This window comes from Ruegeria sp. HKCCA5426 (assembly GCF_013034585.1).
Taxonomy (GTDB): Bacteria; Pseudomonadota; Alphaproteobacteria; order Rhodobacterales; family Rhodobacteraceae; genus Ruegeria.
The window spans coordinates 251,971-269,630 of record NZ_WQGH01000004.1 but is presented as its reverse complement, the minus strand read 5'-3'; the positions used below and the strand labels follow the sequence as shown (position 1 = coordinate 269,630).

Sequence of the window (17,660 nt, the reverse complement as noted above, 5' to 3'; positions counted from 1 at the left end):
ATGTCAGTTTGGCCCCTGTCAGAACTGGTCATTCGAAAGATGCCCCCGATATCTGGCATTTTAGGAAAATGATGGCCACTTGGCGTTAGGGCAATGAAATGACGCCCTTTTTCGGAAACGGGTCCGGGTCTAACTTTGGAAAGATCATCGCGATGGATCGCTTTGACAGTGGCCGCATATTTTCGCCCATTCGCCAGGCTGAGGCTTATTGGAGCGCGCTGCTATCGGGTAGCGAGATTCCAATGCGATCGCAGATTGATCCACGCGGACTTGAGAACATTTTGGAAAACACCTTTATCCTCGAACGCATAGCACCCGGCCTGGCCAGGTTTCGCCTTGCGGGCAGTCATCTGAACAGGCTTGCCGGGATGGAGGTTCGGGGCATGCCTCTGACCGCCTTTTTCGAACCGTCGGCACGATCTCAGATTACAGAGATATTGGAACAGGTTTTTGCAGGACCTGCGATTGCCGAGTTTGAACTTGCAGGCGCTGGGAAACCGGGGCGCGCCCATCTGGATGCGCGCATGATCCTGCTGCCACTGAAAAGCGATTTAGGGGACGTAAGCCGCGTCTTGGGCGTACTTGCCAGCAATGGTGCCATCGGAGCCACGCCCAGACGGTTCGGCGTGCTTGGTCAGAAGGTTCGCACAGTGGCGTCCGTTCAATCACCGCGCACGAAGATCGAACCGACCTCAGCAGGATTTGCCGAGGGACAAAGGGAGTTTGATCACTCAAAGTCCCATTTGCGTCTGGTTGTATCGCGAGATGATTAGGTAACAAAAAAGCGGGCCTTTGCCCGCTTTTTCTATGATTTAGCTCGCCGCTCGTTTGCTGCGATCGCGCCTCAGGTTAGTCAGTTCCTCGGCCACAAGGAAGGCCAGTTCAAGGGACTGCGACGCGTTCAAACGAGGGTCGCAGGCGGTGTGGTAGCGGTCTGAAAGATCCTCTTCCCTCACGGCGCGCACGCCGCCCGTGCATTCGGTTACATCCAGACCGGTCATCTCGAAATGTACACCACCGGGGATAGTACCCTCGGCCTGATGTACGCCAAAGAAGTCGCGAACTTCGCGCAGGACTGAATCAAACGGACGCGTCTTGTAGCCCGTTGCCGATTTGATGGTATTGCCGTGCATCGGATCGCAGACCCAAGTCACATTAGCACCCTCTTCCTTCACGGCTTTGACCAGACGCGGCAGATGCTCACCGGCTTTGCCCGCTCCGAACCGCGCGATCAGGGTCAGGCGACCCTCTTCGTTTTCGGGGTTTAGCTTGGACATCAGAACCTTCAGGTCTTCCGCCGTCGTGGTCGGACCGCATTTCAGACCAATTGGGTTCAATACACCGCGGCAGAATTCCACATGCGCGCCGTCGGGCTGACGGGTGCGGTCGCCGATCCAGATCATATGGCCAGACCCGGCCAGCCAGTTGCCAGAAGTCGAATCCAGACGCGTCAACGCCTCTTCATACTCCAGCAGCAGACTTTCGTGGCTGGTATAGAACTCGACGGTCGAGAACTCATGCGTGGTGTCGGCGGTGATACCAGCCGCGTGCATAAAGTCGATCGTGTCCTGAATCCGGTCCGCGATCTCAGAGTATTTCTGAACGTCCTGTTCATCTGTGAAGCCCAAAGTCCACGAATGCACCATGCTCATATCCGCGAAGCCTCCGGTCGAGAAGGCCCGCAAAAGGTTAAGCGTCGCCGCTGCCTGCGTATAGGCCTGCAACATCTTGCCGGGATTCGGAATACGCGCTTCGGGCGTGAACGCCAGTTCATTGATGATGTCGCCACGATAACTTGGCAGTTCCACACCATCGACAACCTCGGTCGGGGCGCTGCGTGGCTTGGCAAACTGTCCCGCCATCCGGCCAACTTTGACCACGGGAACTTTGGCACCATACGTCAGCACCATAGCCATTTGCAGCATCACCTTGAAGGTATCGCGGATTGCGTCGGCGCTGAATTGTTCAAAGCTTTCAGCACAGTCGCCACCTTGCAGCAGGAACGCCTCTCCACGTCCGGCGGCGCCCAAAAGCTGTTTCAGGCGGCGCGCTTCCCCGGCAAAAACCAGCGGGGGATACTGCGAAAGCTGGGCCTCGACCTTAGACAGCGCGTCCGCGTCGGTATAATCTGGCATCTGAACCCGGGGCTTGTTGCGCCAGTTCGATTTTTGCCACTCGGTCATAGCTTTGATCTCCGCTGAAGTATTCAGGTCGTCTCTATACAAAATGCATTGAAGAGTGACCATATACGATTTGCGCCTCTTGACGCGGGAAACAAGCTTTGATCATGGTTGCTGTCAAATCTGTCGCCGACGCAACGTCATTAGGCGCCGAATCAAGGACACCTCGCCATGCAAGAGCAACGCCAAGTTGTCACGGTGGAAGACACTGCGGCCAACCCTAAGAATTTCGTATTTGTCTTGCTGGACAAATTTTCGCTGCTGTCCTTTGCTTCGGCGCTGGACAGCCTGCGTATTGCCAATCGCATGGCCGACAAAGAGCTGTATTCGTGGACTTTTGCAGGCGAAGGCGGTGATACCGTCAAATGCTCGGCCGGGACCGAGTTCAAGCTGGACACCGATCTGAACGAATTGCAGCGCGACGACGTTGTGATCATATGCGGCGGTGTAGACGTTCAGGCGGCGACCACCAAGAAAGTTCTGAATTGGGTTCGGCGCGAGGCACGGCGTGGTCTGAAAATCGGCGGGCTTTGCACAGCGGCATATACTCTGGCCAAGGCCGGACTTCTGGACGGCAAACGTGCGACGATCCACTGGGAAAACTCGGACAGCTTTGTCGAGGAATTCGATGAGGTCGAGCTAACAAAGTCTGTTTTCCAAATTGATGGCAACCGGATGACAACTGCGGGCGGGACCTCATCCATCGACCTGATGCTGAAGATCATCGCTGATGATTACGGCGAAGATCTTGCCAACGCGGTCGCCGACCAGATGATCTATTCCTCGATCCGCACCGATCAGGACACGCAGCGCCTGTCCACCCCGACTCGCATCGGCGTGCGCCATCCCAAGTTGAGCCAGGTCATCCTGATGATGGAAAAAAACATCGAGGAACCGATCTCACCTTCGATCCTTGCCAAGGATGTGGGCATGTCCACGCGCCAGTTGGAACGCCTGTTCCGTCGCTACCTGAGCCGTTCTCCCAAGCGGTACTACATGGAGCTTAGGCTGCACAAAGCGCGCAACCTGCTGATGCAGACAGATATGAGTGTCATTAACGTGGCGCTTGCCTGCGGCTTCGCCAGCCCCTCGCATTTCTCGAAATGCTACCGCGCTCACTATAATACGACACCATACCGGGAGCGCGGTGCCCAAAGTGGTCGCCTTTCGGTTTAACCCTGGGGCGCCATCCGATAAACCGCGCCTTCTCCTACGGAAATAAACCAAATGGACCCGTCAGGCGCTTCGACAATGTCCCGGACGCGCTCGGTCTCGGCTCCTTTGATTTGCTCGACTTCCTTTAGGGGTGACCCCTCAAGCCGGGCGATGTAGTTGAACTTGAGCGACCCCACGAAGATGTCGCCCTTCCACTCGGGCCAGAGTTTTCCGGAATACACCATCAATCCCGAAGGTGCGATGGATGGGTCCCAGTAGAATTTCGGTTGCTGCATCCCGGACTTCGCGGTGCCTTCGCCGATTGACTTGCCTGAATAATGCTTACCGTAGGAAATAACCGGCCAACCGAAGTTCTGACCCGGCAGAACAAGATTCACCTCATCCCCGCCCCGCGCACCATGTTCCGACGTCCACAGTCGCCCTTGTGCATCAAGACCCGCGCCCTGTGGGTTTCTATGCCCATAAGACCAAATCTCGGGCCTTAAATCGGGTTGACCGACAAGCGGGTTGTCAGACGGGACCGAACCATCCCGGTTTATCCGGATAACCGAGCCGATATGGTTCGACCTGTCCTGAGCTTGAGGCCGGTCACCGCGATCACCGATTGTGACAAACAAGGTTCCGTCATCGGCTTCTACGACCCGAGACCCAAAATGCCGACCACCAGATCCCCCCGGCATGGCTTCGAAGATCACCCTTAGATTTGTAAGGCGTTTTCCGTTCTCTGACAGGCGTGCGACCGCCACGGCAGTTCCTGCACCACCCTTCTGACGTTTTGAAAAAGTAAGAAAAATCTCACGGCTTTGGGTAAAATCGCGTGCGATGGTCACGTCCAGCAACCCACCCTGCCCTTTGGCCACCACATCCGGTGCACCGCGCACCCGGCGTGCGTCCCCGTCAGTGACATATAATAGCTGTCCGTCACGCTCGGTCACCAGAAACGTACCGTCTGGCAGTATCCCAACCGCCCACGGGGTATCCAGCCCATCGACAAGTGCGCTCACCTGCACCGGACCGGCTGATGTTCTTAGTTCATCGGCGTCGGCCACCATTGGACCGAACAACAGGAGTGAAACCGCGAACGCTCTGAGCATGGGGATCTCCACTTTAGGGGCACTGCGACAACCGCAACAAAACAAATAAGATTATGGGCCGCAAAAACACGTTTGCGTTAGGACTTTTCTTTTCCGAACAGCTTGCCTAGGGTCATGCCCAGAACGAATACGTTCACAATAGGGAGTAACCATATGAAAAAGCTGCTTACAGCAACTGCAGCAACCGCTCTGCTGTCCGGCACCGCAATGGCCGAAGATGTCACACTGGGCGTTCTGTTCGGCTTTACCGGTCCGATTGAATCGCTGGCACCTGCCATGGGCTCGGGCGCGGAACTGGCAATGGCCGAAGTCACCGAATCCGGAAAACTGCTGGACGGTTCGTCTGTTTCGGCATCCCGCGCTGACACCGGCTGCATCGACAACGGTCTCGCCACCTCGAACGGTGAGCGCATGATCGCAGACGGTGTCGCTGGCATCATCGGCGGCGACTGCTCGGGCGTGACCGGAGCGATCCTGCAGAACGTCGCGATTCCGAACGGCATGGTCATGATCTCACCGTCGGCAACCTCGCCCGGCCTGTCGACCATGGAAGACAATGGCCTGTTCTTTCGCACCGCCCCGTCGGATGCGCGCGAAGGTCAGGTGATGGCCGACATCCTGAACGATCGCGGCATCAGCTCGATCGCTTTGACCTATACCAACAATGACTACGGTAAAGGTCTGGCGGACGCTATCCAGTCGTCGTTCGAGGCTTCGGGTGGCGAAGTCACTATCGTGGCCGCGCACGAAGACGGCAAGGCCGACTACTCGGCCGAAGTGGGCGCGCTGGCCTCGGCCGGTGGCGACATACTGGTGGTCGCGGGCTATCTGGATCAGGGCGGTCTGGGCATCATCCAGTCGGCGCTGGACAGCGGTGCGTTTGACACATTCGGTCTGCCCGGTGGCATGATCGGTGACTCACTGCCCAATAACGTCGGCCCCGACCTGAACGGCTCGTTCGGTCAGATCGCCGGTTCGGGCGGTGAAGGTGCTGAAAAGTACTTTGCCATGGCCGAAGCTGCGGGTTTCGACGGTTCTTCGCCCTATTCGCCCGAAAGCTATGACGCCGCAGCGCTGTTCATGCTGGCAATGCAAGCCGCCGGGTCCACCAACCCTGCGGACTATGGCGCCAAGATTATGGACGTTGCCAACGCTCCGGGTGAAAAGATCTATCCCGGTGAACTGGCCAAGGGTCTGGAATTGCTGGCCGCAGGTCAGGACATCGACTATGTCGGCGCATCCGGTGTTGAACTGATCGGCCCCGGTGAAAGCGCCGGTTCGTATCGTGAGATCGAAGTCACCGACGGCGAAAACAAAACCGTCAACTTCCGTTGATCGGACTTAAATAGTCATAAAAACAAGCAGCCCGGGCCTTGTGTCCGGGCTGTTTCAATGAAAAAAGGCCGCACCCCGGAAAACGGGGATGGGACAACAACGCCGAAAACGGCGGCTAGGGGAAAAGATGATCGTCGTCGAAGACGTGCACAAGCATTTCGGCGGGTTTCATGCGGTGGACGGGGCATCGCTGGAAATCCAAAAGGGCTCGATCACCGGTCTGATTGGGCCGAACGGGGCCGGAAAAACCACTCTGTTCAACGTGATCGCGGGCGTTCTGCCGCCGACCAGCGGCAAGGTTCATATGGACGGTGAGGACATCACCGGCCTGCCCCCGCATGAGCTGTTCCACAAAGGCCTGCTGCGCACGTTCCAGATCGCGCATGAGTTTTCCTCGATGTCGTGCCGTGAAAACCTGATGATGGTGCCCGGCGCGCAATCGGGTGAATCGCTTTGGAACACATGGTTTGGGCGCAAACGCATCGCTGACGAGGAACGCGCGCTGCGCGCCAAGGCCGATGAGGTGCTTGAGTTCCTGACCATCGAACATTTGGCTGATCATAAGGCCGGTCAGGTCTCGGGCGGGCAGAAAAAACTGCTGGAACTGGGTCGCACCATGATGGTCGACGCCAAGATCGTCTTTCTGGACGAGGTTGGTGCAGGCGTGAACCGTACCCTGCTGATGACCATCGCCGACACGATCCTGCGCCTGAACAAGGAACGCGGCTATACCTTCGTGGTTATTGAGCATGACATGGATTTCATCGGCAAAATCTGCGACCCGGTCATCTGTATGGCCGAGGGCAAGGTGCTGGCCGAAGGTACCTTGGATGAGATCAAAGCGAATGAGCACGTGATCGAAGCCTATCTAGGCACCGGCCTGAAGAACAAAGACAAGCTGGAGGCCGGGGCGTGAGCGACAATCCTTATCACGACGACAAGGGCAACAAGGACGCCTCGATTACCAATACGCATGGCGTCGGCACGATGACCCCCGCCCATCGCAAAAGTGGCGAGACACATAAAGTCGAAGGTGGCCCTTTCCTGATTGGTGACACCATGACCGGTGGTTACGGCAAAGGGCCAGACATCCTGCACGATTGCACCATCGCCGTCGACAAAGGCGAGATTGCGGTGATCGTCGGCCCTAATGGCGCGGGCAAATCGACCGCGATGAAGGCTGTATTCGGCATGCTAGACGTCCGCGCCGGAGCTGTTCGACTGGACGGCGAAGACATCACCAAACTGTCGCCGCAGGACCGGGTGATCAAGGGGATGGGCTTTGTTCCGCAGACGTCGAACATCTTCACCTCAATGACGGTGGAGGAGAACCTTGAGATGGGTGCCTTCATCCGCCGCGACGATATCAGCCAGACGATGGAGCAGGTCTATGACCTTTTCCCCATCCTGCGCGACAAGCGTAACCAAGTCGCCGGAGAGCTGTCGGGCGGCCAACGCCAACAGGTCGCCGTGGGCCGCGCGCTGATGACTCAGCCCAAGGTGCTGATGCTGGATGAGCCAACCGCCGGTGTCTCGCCCATCGTGATGGATGAGCTGTTTGACCGGATTATCGAGGTTTCCCGCACCGGATTGCCGATCCTGATGGTCGAACAGAATGCCCGTCAGGCACTGGAGATCGCGGACAAGGGATATGTGCTGGTTCAGGGGCGGAACGCCTATACCGGCACGGGCAAGGAACTGCTGGCCGATCCCGAAGTGCGTAAGAGTTTCTTGGGGGGGTGAGGTGCTTCGTATGAAAGTCATTACCGCTCTTGCGGTTTTTCACGTGTTCGTCTTTACGACTATGCCCGCGTCTGCTGAAACCTACACTTGTCATGCAGAAAAATTCTGTTGGAACGCGGCTTACTCGACTCCGCAGGGCTGCCAGAAGGATAATCGAGCGTTCGAGGTTTCCATAAACAAACGTCGAATGACACTTGCTGGCGGCGGTTTAGAAATAGTGTTGAAGGAAGCTCGGCCTTATTGGCAAGATGTCGATTGGTATCAATCCGGCATGACCGACACTCGTGGCTTGATCAATGTTGCTTTCGACAATGAATCCAACGAACCATCGTTTTCCCTTGAACAAATGATCGAAGATTCCGTGCAGCGCAAACTGTGGACGTTGGTAGGAATTTGCGAGGTGATAAACTAATGGACTTCCTCAACGCCCTTGTGGCGCTCTCCAACTTCGTTCTTGTTCCCGCAATCGCCTATGGCAGCCAATTGGCGCTGGGAGCGCTGGGGGTGACACTGATCTATGGCATCCTGCGGTTCTCGAATTTTGCTCATGGCGACACAATGGCCTTTGGCGCCATGATCGCGGTTCTGGTCACGTGGGGCTTGCAAGCCGCCGGGGTCAGTTTCGGGCCGCTGCCGACCGCTCTGCTTGCCCTGCCCTTTGCAATACTGGGCTGTATCGTTCTGGTGCTGGTCACCGACCGGCTGGTTTACAGGTTCTACCGCGAACAAAAGGCCAAACCGGTCATTCTGGTAATCGTGTCGATGGGCGTGATGTTCATCATGAACGGGATCGTGCGATTCATCATCGGTCCTGATGATCAACGCTTCTCGGACGGCGCGCGGTTCATCGTCTCGGCTCGTGACTTCAAAGCGATGACCGGGCTACGTGAAGGGCTGGCGATCAAGACCTCTCAGGGCATTACCGTGGTTGTTGCGGTTGTCGCCGTGGTGCTGTTGTTCTGGTTCTTGAACAAGACACGCACCGGCAAGTCGATGCGCGCCTATTCCGATAACGAGGATTTGGCGCTGCTGTCCGGCATCAACCCAGAACGTGTGGTGATGATAACATGGATCATTGTCGCAGCGCTGGCGACCACGGCGGGTGTGCTCTATGGCCTCGACAAAAGCTTCAAACCCTTCGTCTATTTCCAGCTTCTGCTGCCGATCTTCGCCTCGGCCATTGTCGGCGGTCTTGGCAACCCGATTGGTGCCATCGCGGGCGGGTTCATCATCGCGTTTTCCGAAGTCACCATCACCTATGCGTGGAAAAAGGTGCTGACCTATCTAGCACCCGAAGGTCTGGAGCCCTCGGGCCTCGTTCAGTTCCTGTCCACCGATTACAAATTCGCCGTCAGTTTCGTGATCCTGCTGATCGTGCTTCTGTTTAAGCCCACGGGCCTGTTCAAGGGGAAAGCGGTATGACCGAGTCCGTCAAAAACACGCTGCTTTTCATTGTCGTTGGCTCTCTGATCCTGCTGACGGGTTTCACGCAAAGCTGGAACTCGGCCATTTTGATCCTGAACATGGGGCTGATCTCGGCGATCATGGCCATCGGGGTGAACCTGCAATGGGGCTTTGCCGGGCTGTTCAACGTGGGCGTCATGGGTTTTGTCGCGCTGGGTGGGCTGGCCGTGGTGCTGATCTCGACCCCGCCCACGCCAGGCGCATGGTCGGCCGGAGGATACGGCATTCTACTCGCCCTGCTTTTGGGGGCCGCGACAGTGGTCGCTGCCGTGCTTGTCGCCACGCGAATGCCAAAGGGACGAATGCAAACCCTGTCTATCATCGGTATTCTCATCGCCGGGTTCTTTATCTATCGCGCGGTGTTCGATCCCAGCATCGCCGCGGTCGAGGCGATTGACCCCGCAGTCGCAGGCAATATCGGCGGTTTGAACCTGCCGGTTCTGTTGGCATGGCCTGCGGGCGGCTTGCTGGCAGCGGGCGCGGCCTGGTTGATCGGGAAAACTGCGCTGGGCCTGCGGTCAGACTATCTGGCGATTGCGACGCTGGGTATCGCCGAGATCATCATCGCCGTCATGAAGAACGAAGACTGGCTGGCCCGTGGCGTCAAGAATGTCTACGGAATCCCGCGCCCCGCCCCAGTGGTGGGTTATGAGGTCGAGTTGCAGGCCGATCCCGGCTTTATCGCCCGCGCCGAATGGCTGGGGCTTGATCCGGTTACGGCTTCGACCCTGTCTGTCAAATTGGGCTATTCACTGTTGTTCACAATCGTCCTGCTGGCGCTGCTATGGATGGCGCAAATGGCGCTAAAAAGCCCATGGGGTCGGATGATGCGCGCCATTCGCGACAACGAAGTCGCGGCCGAAGCAATGGGCAAGGACGTCACCCGCCGCCACTTGCAAATCTTCGTTCTGGGGTCGGCGATCTGCGGCATTGCTGGCGCGATGATGACCACGCTTGACGGCCAGTTGACGCCCGGCACCTACAATCCGCTGCGGTTTACATTCCTTGTTTGGGTCATGGTAATTGTCGGCGGGTCCGGCAACAATTTCGGCGCAGTTCTGGGGGCTTTCCTGATCTGGTTCCTGTGGGTCCAGGTCGAGCCGATTGGCTTGTGGATGATGAACCTGATTACGGCGGGAATGCCGGACGGTAGCGCGCTTAAGGCACACCTGATTGAAAGTGCCGCTCATATGCGGCTGTTCACTATGGGTCTGATCCTTCTGATCGTGCTCAGGTTCAGCCCACGAGGATTGATACCCGAAAAATAGACTGACCCAAGGTTAAGTTTCAAACCGCGCCAAGTGTTTGGCGCGGTTTGTTGATTTCAGCGTATCGCTTGTTTACACGATAGGTGACCGCAGTGCTTCAGGCCGGTGTTCCCCTCACCCTGGATAACGCGGACGGCCTGATGAGTATGAAAAGAGTTCACATGAAAACCTTGATCACCAAAACAGTTCTTTTTCTACCGCTTGTCGCAGGTTTGTCGGGATGTATTCCGTCACCCGAAGACGTCGAAAGCGCACCGGTGAAAGTTCAAACCCCCAAGGGCGAAGTCACCTGCCAGCTTTATCGCCTGGACCGGGTAATCTGGGATCGCGCCACTGACTTCCCGGCTGACAAGATGTCGGTGCCAGAGGCGGACGCCTACTGTAAGCAGGAAGGCCAGCGCCGCCTGAAGTGATCCGGCTGGCTGCGCGCTGAACCAAATTGGTCCGGCGCGCGGCCCCTAATTGTTTTTAAACAATCCACCAAGGATACCGCGAACAATGCGGCGTCCGGTGGTGCCTTTCAGCTCTTTGATAACCGCCTCGCTCATCGCCGACGTAAACGTATCCTTTTTGCGGGTGACGCGGGACGAGGACCGCCCCACCCTGCTGCCGGAATAGCGTCGCGCTGTCGAAAATTCACGTTCGGCCACGGATTGAGTTTCTTCGTGTTCTTCGGCCTCAGCAGCGGCTGCGGCGGCGGCCGAAGCACGGGATTTCAAAATCTCGAACGCGGACTCTCGGTCTTGCAGCGCATCATATTTTGCTTTCATCGGGGACGTATCCATCACGGCCTGACGCTCGGCCGCAGTTACCGGGCCAAGCTGCGAGCCCGGCGGTCTGATCAAAGTACGTTCGACAATACCCGGCACGCCCTTTTTTTGAAGCATCGAAGTAACGGCTTCGCCAACCCCGACTTCACGGATTGCGGCCTCGGTATCAAGATCCGGGTTCTCGCGATATGTCTCGGCGGCAAGGCGCAGGTTCTTTCTGTCCCGCGCCGTGAACGCACGCAGGGCGTGCTGAATACGGTTCCCGAGCTGACCAAGAATATCTTCTGGGATATCTGCTGGGTTCTGAGAAATGAAATAAACGCCAACCCCTTTTGAACGGATCAGGCGCGCGACCTGTTCGACCTTGTCCACCAGAACTTTTGGGGCGTCTTCAAAAAGCAGGTGCGCCTCATCAAAGAAAAACACCAGCTTTGGCTTATCCGGATCGCCGACTTCGGGCAGTTCTTCGAACAATTCACTAAGCAGCCACAAAAGGAACGTCGCGTAAAGACGCGGCGCACCCATCAGCTTGTCCGAGGCAAGGATATTCACGACGCCCTGCCCGTTTTCGTCAACGCGCATCAAGTCCGCAAGTTCCAAAGCTGGCTCGCCGAACAGGTTGGTGCCACCTTGGTTTTCAAGAACCAAGAGGCGTCGCTGAATGGCCCCTATCGAAGCCGTCGAAACATTGCCAAAGCGTAAGGACAACTGCGTTCGATTTTCACCAATCCAAACCAGCAGCGATTGCAGATCCTTAAGGTCCAGCAGCGGCAACCCTTCTTCGTCCGCCACACGAAAGGCGATGTTCAAAATACCTTCCTGTGCCTCGCTCAGATCCATCAGACGAGACAGAAGAAGCGGCCCCATCTCAGTTACGGTTGTACGGACGGGATGCCCTTGTTTGCCAAACAGATCCCAAAAGGCGACAGGGCACGCCGCATAAGAATAATCTGTGAAGCCAATTCTTTCGGCGCGTTCGTGAAAAGACTTGTGCAGATTATGCGTTTCACTACCCGCCTTGGCCAACCCGGACAGATCGCCCTTAACATCGGACAAAAACACCGGAACACCTGCCTGCGAAAATCCCTCGGCAAGAATTTGCAATGTCACCGTTTTTCCGGTTCCAGTCGCACCAGCGATCAATCCATGCCGATTGGCATATTTCAACGTCAATGATTGAGGCTGGCCATACTCGTCACCGGCGCCACCCAAAAAAATACCATTTTCCATATGATTATGGTCCCAATATCCACCGATCTGACGGCAGCATACAAATTTAATATTTAACTGCGATAGTCTATTCGTTGTCTCCGCAGTGAGAGGTGCGAGGCAACGATCTTCCTCCCTGTCGACTGGCCGCGCTTTCGGGCGCGGCTTTTTTTTAAGATTGCGGCCTATGTCATTAAATTTTCAGGTTTGCAGTTGACCGATGCGCTCCCCTCTCGTAACGTCTGCGCATAACTAAGTCGGCCAGTCCGACGGGGAGAAAATTCAGTTGAAGGGAGCCGCTCCACCGGCTCCCTTCTTCGTTGGAAAAAGCCCCGAAAATCGCGGCAAACCGGCAAGATTCCGATCACTTCCCTGCATTTTGAAAGCTTAGTGCCTGACACCCTGCCACAAGGATGTTAGACCGGGCAAAAAGCTTAACCAATCTGCCGAGGCGTTCATGTTCAAGAAACTTCTCTCACTCAACATTGTTGGCGCCGTGCTTCTATCAGGCGCGGTTGCAGCTCAGGAAACTCAATCCGGTGAATCTCAACCGGCGCAGGCAGACAGTGGTCTTGATCTGGGTCAGTCCGGGCCGCGTGTCGGCGAACAGTTCATCAAGGAAAAGTCAGGCGACTGGGAGGTTTCCTGCATCAAGGCCGAAGAGGGCAATGACCCCTGCGCCTTGGTCCAGATCCTGAACGGTCAGCAGGGTGAACCTATTGCCGAAGTCACCATTGGTAAATTGCCCGCTGGTGGAGCTGCCGCTGCATGGGCCAGTGTGATCGTTCCCCTTGAAACCCTGCTTCAGGCGCAGCTTGCCCTGTCAATCGACGGAGCACCGCGCAAACTCTACAATTACCACCACTGTGTTCCTGTCGGCTGCGTTGCCCAACTTGGGTTGAGCCAAGGCGATGTCGACGCAATGAAAGCAGGTAGCAAAGCGGTTCTGTCGCTGGTTCCGGCCCGTTTTCCGGATCAGGTTCTGTCAATGGACATGTCGCTTGCGGGATTCACGTCGGGGTTTGACAGCCTGACGGCACAGCAAAACTAAGAACGGCAGACAAAGGCGGCTGAAGAAATAGTCGCCTTTCTTTTCCGCCCGACGTGCTTAGACACGTTTCAGCGCCAAAACCGCATTCAGGCCGCCAAAGGCAAACGCATTGCTCAGCGCCACATCTACTTTGGCGTCGCGCGCGTCATTTGGCACCACGTCCAAGGCGCACTCGGGATCAGGTTCTTCATAGCCTATGGTTGGCGCGATCACCCCGTCGCGCAAAGCCATTATGCAGGCCAGCAACTCAACAGCTCCGGTTCCTCCAATCAAGTGACCGTGCATCGACTTGGTGGACGAGATCATCAACTCGTCCGCATGCGGCCCAAAGACATCAGCAACGGCAGCACATTCGGTTTTGTCGTTGGCTGCCGTCCCCGTGCCGTGCGCATTGATATAACCAACCTGATCTGCGTTCAGACCCGCATCGGACAACGCACCAGACATGGCCCGCGCCGCGCCCTGCTTGCTGGGCATTACGATATCCGATGCATCGGATGACATCGCGAAGCCGACGACCTCGCACAATATGTCCGCACCACGGGCGCGCGCGTGTTCATATTCCTCGAACACAAAAACTCCAGCGCCTTCACCCTGAACCATTCCATTCCGGTTCGCGCTGAACGGGCGGCAGGCGTCCTTGGACATGACGCGCAGTCCCTCCCAGGCTTTGACGCCGCCAAAGCAGAGCATGGATTCCGAACCACCGGTCAGCATCGTTGGCGCAGCGCCGCTGCGCACCATCTGAAATGCTAGCGCCATAGCGTGGTTCGAGGACGCACAGGCCGTCGAAACAGTAAAGCTTGGCCCCTTGAGGTTTTGTTCCATCGACACATGGCTGGCAGCAGCATTATTCATCAATTTGGGCACGACGAACGGGTGAACCCGGTTCTTTCCATCCTCATAGACAGAGCGATAATTGTCGTCCCACGTCGAAACGCCCCCTCCGGCCGTGCCCAGCACAACACCGGACCGCGCGGCCAGATCACCGTGAAACTCGATACCGGATTGTTCGATTGCTTCCTTAGCAGCCGTCAGCGTGAACTGCGTGAACCGATCGTACAGGGTCATTTGCTGTCGGTTGAACCGGCCCTCGGCCTCGAACCCCCGGACCTGACCACCGATTTTGATGGCCAACCTCTCAACGTCGCGGAACTCCAGTTCGGAAATCCCACAGCGGCCCTCACGCATTGCTTCAAGTGTGGCGGGAACGGAGTGGCCCAGCGAATTGATCGTCCCGGCCCCGGTAATGACAACGCGTTTCATGATCTTGAGTCAGACCTTTTCCGACACAATTTTTTCGATGCCGGAAATGATCGCTGCCACGTTCGAGATGTCGAAATCACTTGCCGTGGGTTCGTTGGCATTGAAAGGAACAGTGATATCGAACTCTTCCTCGATGGCGAAAATGCTTTCCACCAGACCAAGGCTGTCGATTCCAAGATCCTCGAGCGTACTTTCGGGCGTCACATCCGAAGGTTCCAACACGGCCTGTTCGGCGATGATGGCGATGACGCGTTCGGTGATGCTCATGTCGAACCTCTGATTGTCCCGTTGAGGGTGATTTAATCGTTCGGAGCCTGTTTGAAAACAGCCTTTTTGAGCGCCTCGACGTCACGCGCCATGCGTGGAAGGCGGCGCTGGGCTTTGTACATGTCCGTATGCGTTTCCATCTTTACGCCCGGATACCCCAAAATCACACGCCCGGCCGGCACATTGGAAAGGATTTTCGTACCCCCACCTGCGATCACACCGTCGCCGATAAAAATGTTATCGACCACACCGGTTTGACCGCCAAGAACCACGTTATTGCCGATCTCGACCGAACCTGAGACGCCTGTTTGTCCGCACAGTAGGCAATCTTTACCAACACGCGTGTTGTGGCCGACATGCACAAGATTATCCAATTTCGAGCCATCACCGATATACGTGTTTCGGATTGTGCCGTTATCGACCGTGCAGTTTGCGCCGACTTCAACATCGTCCCCGATTTCAACCGCGCCAAGCGAGTGGATACGCAACCAACTTTGCGCCCGCGCATCGCCCTGGTCACCCAACGTTTTACGCACGTTTTCTACGCCTGACACCTCGGGCGTAACAAAGCTAAACCCGTCGCCACCAATCCGGGCACCCGGTTGCGCAATGAAACGATGGCCGATTTGGGCTCGGGCCCCGATGCTGACCATCTCGCGCAGCAACGCGTTCTCACCCAAGACGGCATCCATTCCGATCACACAATGCGCGCCAATCACGGCCCCTTTGCCGATCTTTGCGCGCGCGCCAATCACCGCCAATGGACCAATCGAAACGCCGTCGGCCAATTCTGCCGTTGGGTCAACCACCGCCGAGGGGTGAATGCCAGGCGCAACACCCTGCCCCGGATCAAGCATCGAAGTGATCCCGGCCATGGCCATTCTGGGACGAGCAACAAAAATAGCAGCCTTCAGGCCCAATGCCCGCCAATCGGCCCCTGCCCACAGAACCGCCGCCTGCGCGTTCCCCGCACCAAGAGCGTCGGCATATTTTGGCGACATGGCCATTGCCAAATCCAAAGGCCCCGCATCACCGGGTTCTGCTGCGCGCTCAATGGCAAGATCACCTTCGCCCTGGTATTCAGCACCCAGGGCTTCGGCGATTTGTAGAATTGTGTACTGCATGTCGGGCTTCCCGGAATTAGGACTTAACCCGGTGATTACCCCTGAACGTCCGGCAGGGCTACCCCTGCTTTCTGGAGCGCCTCCCAGATTTTCCGGTCGCGGTCGTAGACATCACGTCGATACTGCACCTCACCCTTCGGGCCGATATAGGCCGTTCGATAGATCAGATGAACCGGCACGTGTTGCTCCAACGGCACCGTGGTCTCTTTTCCGGTGGCAAGAATGCGATGGAAGAACGCCTTGGGGTCTTCTTCCTGTTTGGCCAGAAGCGCATAGGCAAACTCGAACGGTTGAGCCAGACGAATACACCCGTGCGAGAACGCCCGAACCTCACGCGCGAACAGAGATTTCTGAGGCGTATCATGCAGATAGATGTTGTATTGATTTGGGAACATGAACTTTACCAGCCCCAAAGCGTTGCTTTGGCTCGGCGGCTGTCGCATGGCAAACGGAAAGTTGCGAGCGTTGAATTGGGTAAAGTCCACGGCCCCGCGATTCACTTGTCGACCACTGCGGTCGGTGATGTGAATATGCCCAACAGCATTAGGGTTGGACTGCAGCTTTGGCAGGTATTCCTTGGTGATAATCGAACGTGGCACGTACCAACTGGGGTTGATAACCATATGCTCCATTTCGTCCGAAAATTCCGGGCTGCGCCGATCATGAGTGTTCTTACCGATCACCGTCCGGGTTTCGAATGAGACCAAGCCATCATCAACAATCTTGGCAGAAAAATCCGCCTGATTGACAAGGATATGCCGCGCGCCCCGCTCTTTCGGCAACCAGCGTTCACGCTCGAGCGCCACATATACGGACTTCAGGCGGTCAGATGCCGTCCGGTTCAACTCTGAGATTGTTCCTTGACCGGCCACCCCATCCGCAGCAAGGCCATGATCGGATTGAAACCTCTTTACAGAATCCAGCAACGCATCGTCGAATTCAGGGCTTGCCGTGGACTTCAAATACCCCATGGAAATCAAACGATTGCGCAGTTTAATTACATTCGGCCCCGTGTCACCGTATTCCAGCTTATCCGAGGGAACGCCCGCCCCCCAGCCGCCTTGTCGAATAAGGTTTTCAAGCGCGATCTTCTGCTTCATCAGCGCGCGGTACTGTGCGTTTTGCGGGGTAAGCAGATCAAAATACGCGGCATCGTGATCCACCAAGCCCTGCAGATGCTGGGCGGCTGTCCGGCGTTCGACCTTGCGCACCAGCCCGTCGTCAATCTGGGATGGGCGTAAGGCGCCCGAGTACATGTCATTGGCGTAGGCGACGAAAGCACGGCTCAGCGACATTTCGACCGCACCTAGATCGCGCTGGGTTTGCGCGTCCTGCATCTGAGCCAGCAAACCCTGCACGTCGTAAGCGCCCTGTGGCAAACCGTGCATGTCAACGCTGGACAGTGCGCGGATCAAACCTGACCTGCGTGCCTGATGTGCGGCCGAATTGCCAACCCAAACCGGAGAAAACCCGTTAGAGCGGTAAAAATCGGACATTCCAGAGCCTGAGGGCAGAAATTCGGCAACGGACATCTGAAACGCGGTCGCGGGTTTGGAATCGGTGTTCGCCAGCGCCGCAGACGCCGCAAAGCAGGCTGCGAAGATGAAACCAGATGGCGCACGTAAAAATGCTCGCATGGGATGACCCTGATTATTCAATAACTTGGACGTTTTTTCAGTTCACGTCGAACAAATATGATTGCGGGTCAGACCG

At 56.7% G+C, this 17,660-nt stretch carries 17 protein-coding genes; 10 read left to right on the top strand and 7 right to left on the bottom strand.

The window, feature by feature from the left end; translation table 11 throughout:
• Window positions 1–98 precede the first annotated feature (98 nt).
• Window positions 99–773, top strand: a complete 675-nt coding sequence (locus GOV87_RS08545; RefSeq protein WP_171211482.1) for a PAS domain-containing protein — start codon at window positions 99–101, stop codon at window positions 771–773.
• Between the two features lie 39 nt (window positions 774–812).
• Here the strand turns inward: GOV87_RS08545 and GOV87_RS08540 are convergent, their stop codons facing one another.
• Window positions 813–2,183, bottom strand: a complete 1,371-nt coding sequence (locus GOV87_RS08540) for a class II 3-deoxy-7-phosphoheptulonate synthase (RefSeq protein WP_171211481.1) — start codon at window positions 2,181–2,183, stop codon at window positions 813–815.
• 168 nt (window positions 2,184–2,351) lie between these two features.
• Between GOV87_RS08540 and GOV87_RS08535 the strand changes: the two genes are divergently transcribed.
• Window positions 2,352–3,356 (top strand): GlxA family transcriptional regulator, encoded by a 1,005-nt coding sequence (locus GOV87_RS08535; RefSeq protein WP_171211480.1) that lies wholly within the window; start codon window positions 2,352–2,354, stop codon window positions 3,354–3,356.
• Here GOV87_RS08535 and GOV87_RS08530 read toward each other — a convergent pair.
• Window positions 3,353–4,450 (bottom strand): PQQ-dependent sugar dehydrogenase, encoded by a 1,098-nt coding sequence (locus GOV87_RS08530; RefSeq protein WP_171211479.1) that lies wholly within the window; start codon window positions 4,448–4,450, stop codon window positions 3,353–3,355. The two genes, GOV87_RS08535 and GOV87_RS08530, sit on opposite strands and share 4 nt — an antisense overlap.
• 153 nt (window positions 4,451–4,603) lie before the next feature.
• Here GOV87_RS08530 and GOV87_RS08525 point away from each other — a divergent pair, with 153 nt between their 5' ends.
• The 7 genes from GOV87_RS08525 to GOV87_RS08495 all read left to right on the top strand — a co-directional run bounded on the left by GOV87_RS08525 (window position 4,604) and on the right by GOV87_RS08495 (window position 10,673).
• A complete protein-coding gene (locus GOV87_RS08525) occupies window positions 4,604–5,785 on the top strand; it encodes an ABC transporter substrate-binding protein (RefSeq protein ID WP_171121449.1) in 1,182 nt (393 codons plus the stop codon).
• A 127-nt stretch (window positions 5,786–5,912) separates the two neighbouring features.
• The gene (locus tag GOV87_RS08520; RefSeq protein ID WP_171121450.1) at window positions 5,913–6,701 is read left to right on the top strand and encodes an ABC transporter ATP-binding protein; all 789 of its coding nucleotides are present in this window, start codon (window positions 5,913–5,915) and stop codon (window positions 6,699–6,701) included.
• Entirely contained in the window at window positions 6,698–7,528 is an 831-nt protein-coding gene (locus tag GOV87_RS08515; protein WP_171211478.1) for an ABC transporter ATP-binding protein, read from the top strand. The genes GOV87_RS08520 and GOV87_RS08515 overlap by 4 nt, the downstream gene beginning before the upstream one ends.
• Window positions 7,529–7,538: 10 nt before the next feature.
• A complete protein-coding gene (locus tag GOV87_RS08510; RefSeq protein WP_171211477.1) occupies window positions 7,539–7,940 on the top strand; it encodes a hypothetical protein in 402 nt (133 codons plus the stop codon).
• On the top strand, window positions 7,940–8,950 hold the full coding sequence (locus GOV87_RS08505) for a branched-chain amino acid ABC transporter permease (RefSeq protein ID WP_171211476.1): 1,011 nt from the start codon (window positions 7,940–7,942) through the stop codon (window positions 8,948–8,950). The genes GOV87_RS08510 and GOV87_RS08505 overlap by 1 nt, the downstream gene beginning before the upstream one ends.
• Entirely contained in the window at window positions 8,947–10,260 is a 1,314-nt protein-coding gene (locus GOV87_RS08500) for a branched-chain amino acid ABC transporter permease (protein WP_171211475.1), read from the top strand. The genes GOV87_RS08505 and GOV87_RS08500 overlap by 4 nt, the downstream gene beginning before the upstream one ends.
• A 140-nt stretch (window positions 10,261–10,400) precedes the next feature.
• Complete coding sequence (locus GOV87_RS08495) at window positions 10,401–10,673, top strand: hypothetical protein (RefSeq protein ID WP_254428763.1); 273 nt, start codon at window positions 10,401–10,403, stop codon at window positions 10,671–10,673.
• A gap of 45 nt (window positions 10,674–10,718) precedes the next feature.
• Here GOV87_RS08495 and GOV87_RS08490 read toward each other — a convergent pair whose 3' ends face one another.
• On the bottom strand, window positions 10,719–12,260 hold the full coding sequence (locus GOV87_RS08490; protein WP_171211474.1) for a helicase HerA-like domain-containing protein: 1,542 nt from the start codon (window positions 12,258–12,260) through the stop codon (window positions 10,719–10,721).
• 436 nt (window positions 12,261–12,696) lie between these two features.
• Here GOV87_RS08490 and GOV87_RS08485 point away from each other — a divergent pair, with 436 nt between their 5' ends.
• A complete protein-coding gene (locus GOV87_RS08485) occupies window positions 12,697–13,290 on the top strand; it encodes an invasion associated locus B family protein (protein WP_171121455.1) in 594 nt (197 codons plus the stop codon).
• A gap of 57 nt (window positions 13,291–13,347) precedes the next feature.
• Here GOV87_RS08485 and GOV87_RS08480 read toward each other — a convergent pair whose 3' ends face one another.
• Genes GOV87_RS08480 through GOV87_RS08465 form a run of 4 tightly spaced genes read right to left on the bottom strand, consistent with a single transcriptional unit; the run spans window position 13,348 to window position 17,584 of the window.
• Complete coding sequence (locus GOV87_RS08480) at window positions 13,348–14,556, bottom strand: beta-ketoacyl synthase (protein ID WP_171211473.1); 1,209 nt, start codon at window positions 14,554–14,556, stop codon at window positions 13,348–13,350.
• 9 nt (window positions 14,557–14,565) lie between these two features.
• Window positions 14,566–14,823 carry an acyl carrier protein gene (locus GOV87_RS08475; protein WP_171211472.1) on the bottom strand — a complete coding sequence of 86 codons (258 nt, stop codon included), beginning with the start codon at window positions 14,821–14,823 and terminating at the stop codon, window positions 14,566–14,568.
• Between the two features lie 32 nt (window positions 14,824–14,855).
• Entirely contained in the window at window positions 14,856–15,947 is a 1,092-nt protein-coding gene (gene lpxD / locus GOV87_RS08470; RefSeq protein WP_171211471.1) for a UDP-3-O-(3-hydroxymyristoyl)glucosamine N-acyltransferase, read from the bottom strand.
• 35 nt (window positions 15,948–15,982) lie between these two features.
• Window positions 15,983–17,584, bottom strand: coding sequence for a murein L,D-transpeptidase (locus GOV87_RS08465; RefSeq protein WP_171211470.1), 1,602 nt, complete (start codon window positions 17,582–17,584; stop codon window positions 15,983–15,985).
• Window positions 17,585–17,660: the final 76 nt, after the last annotated feature.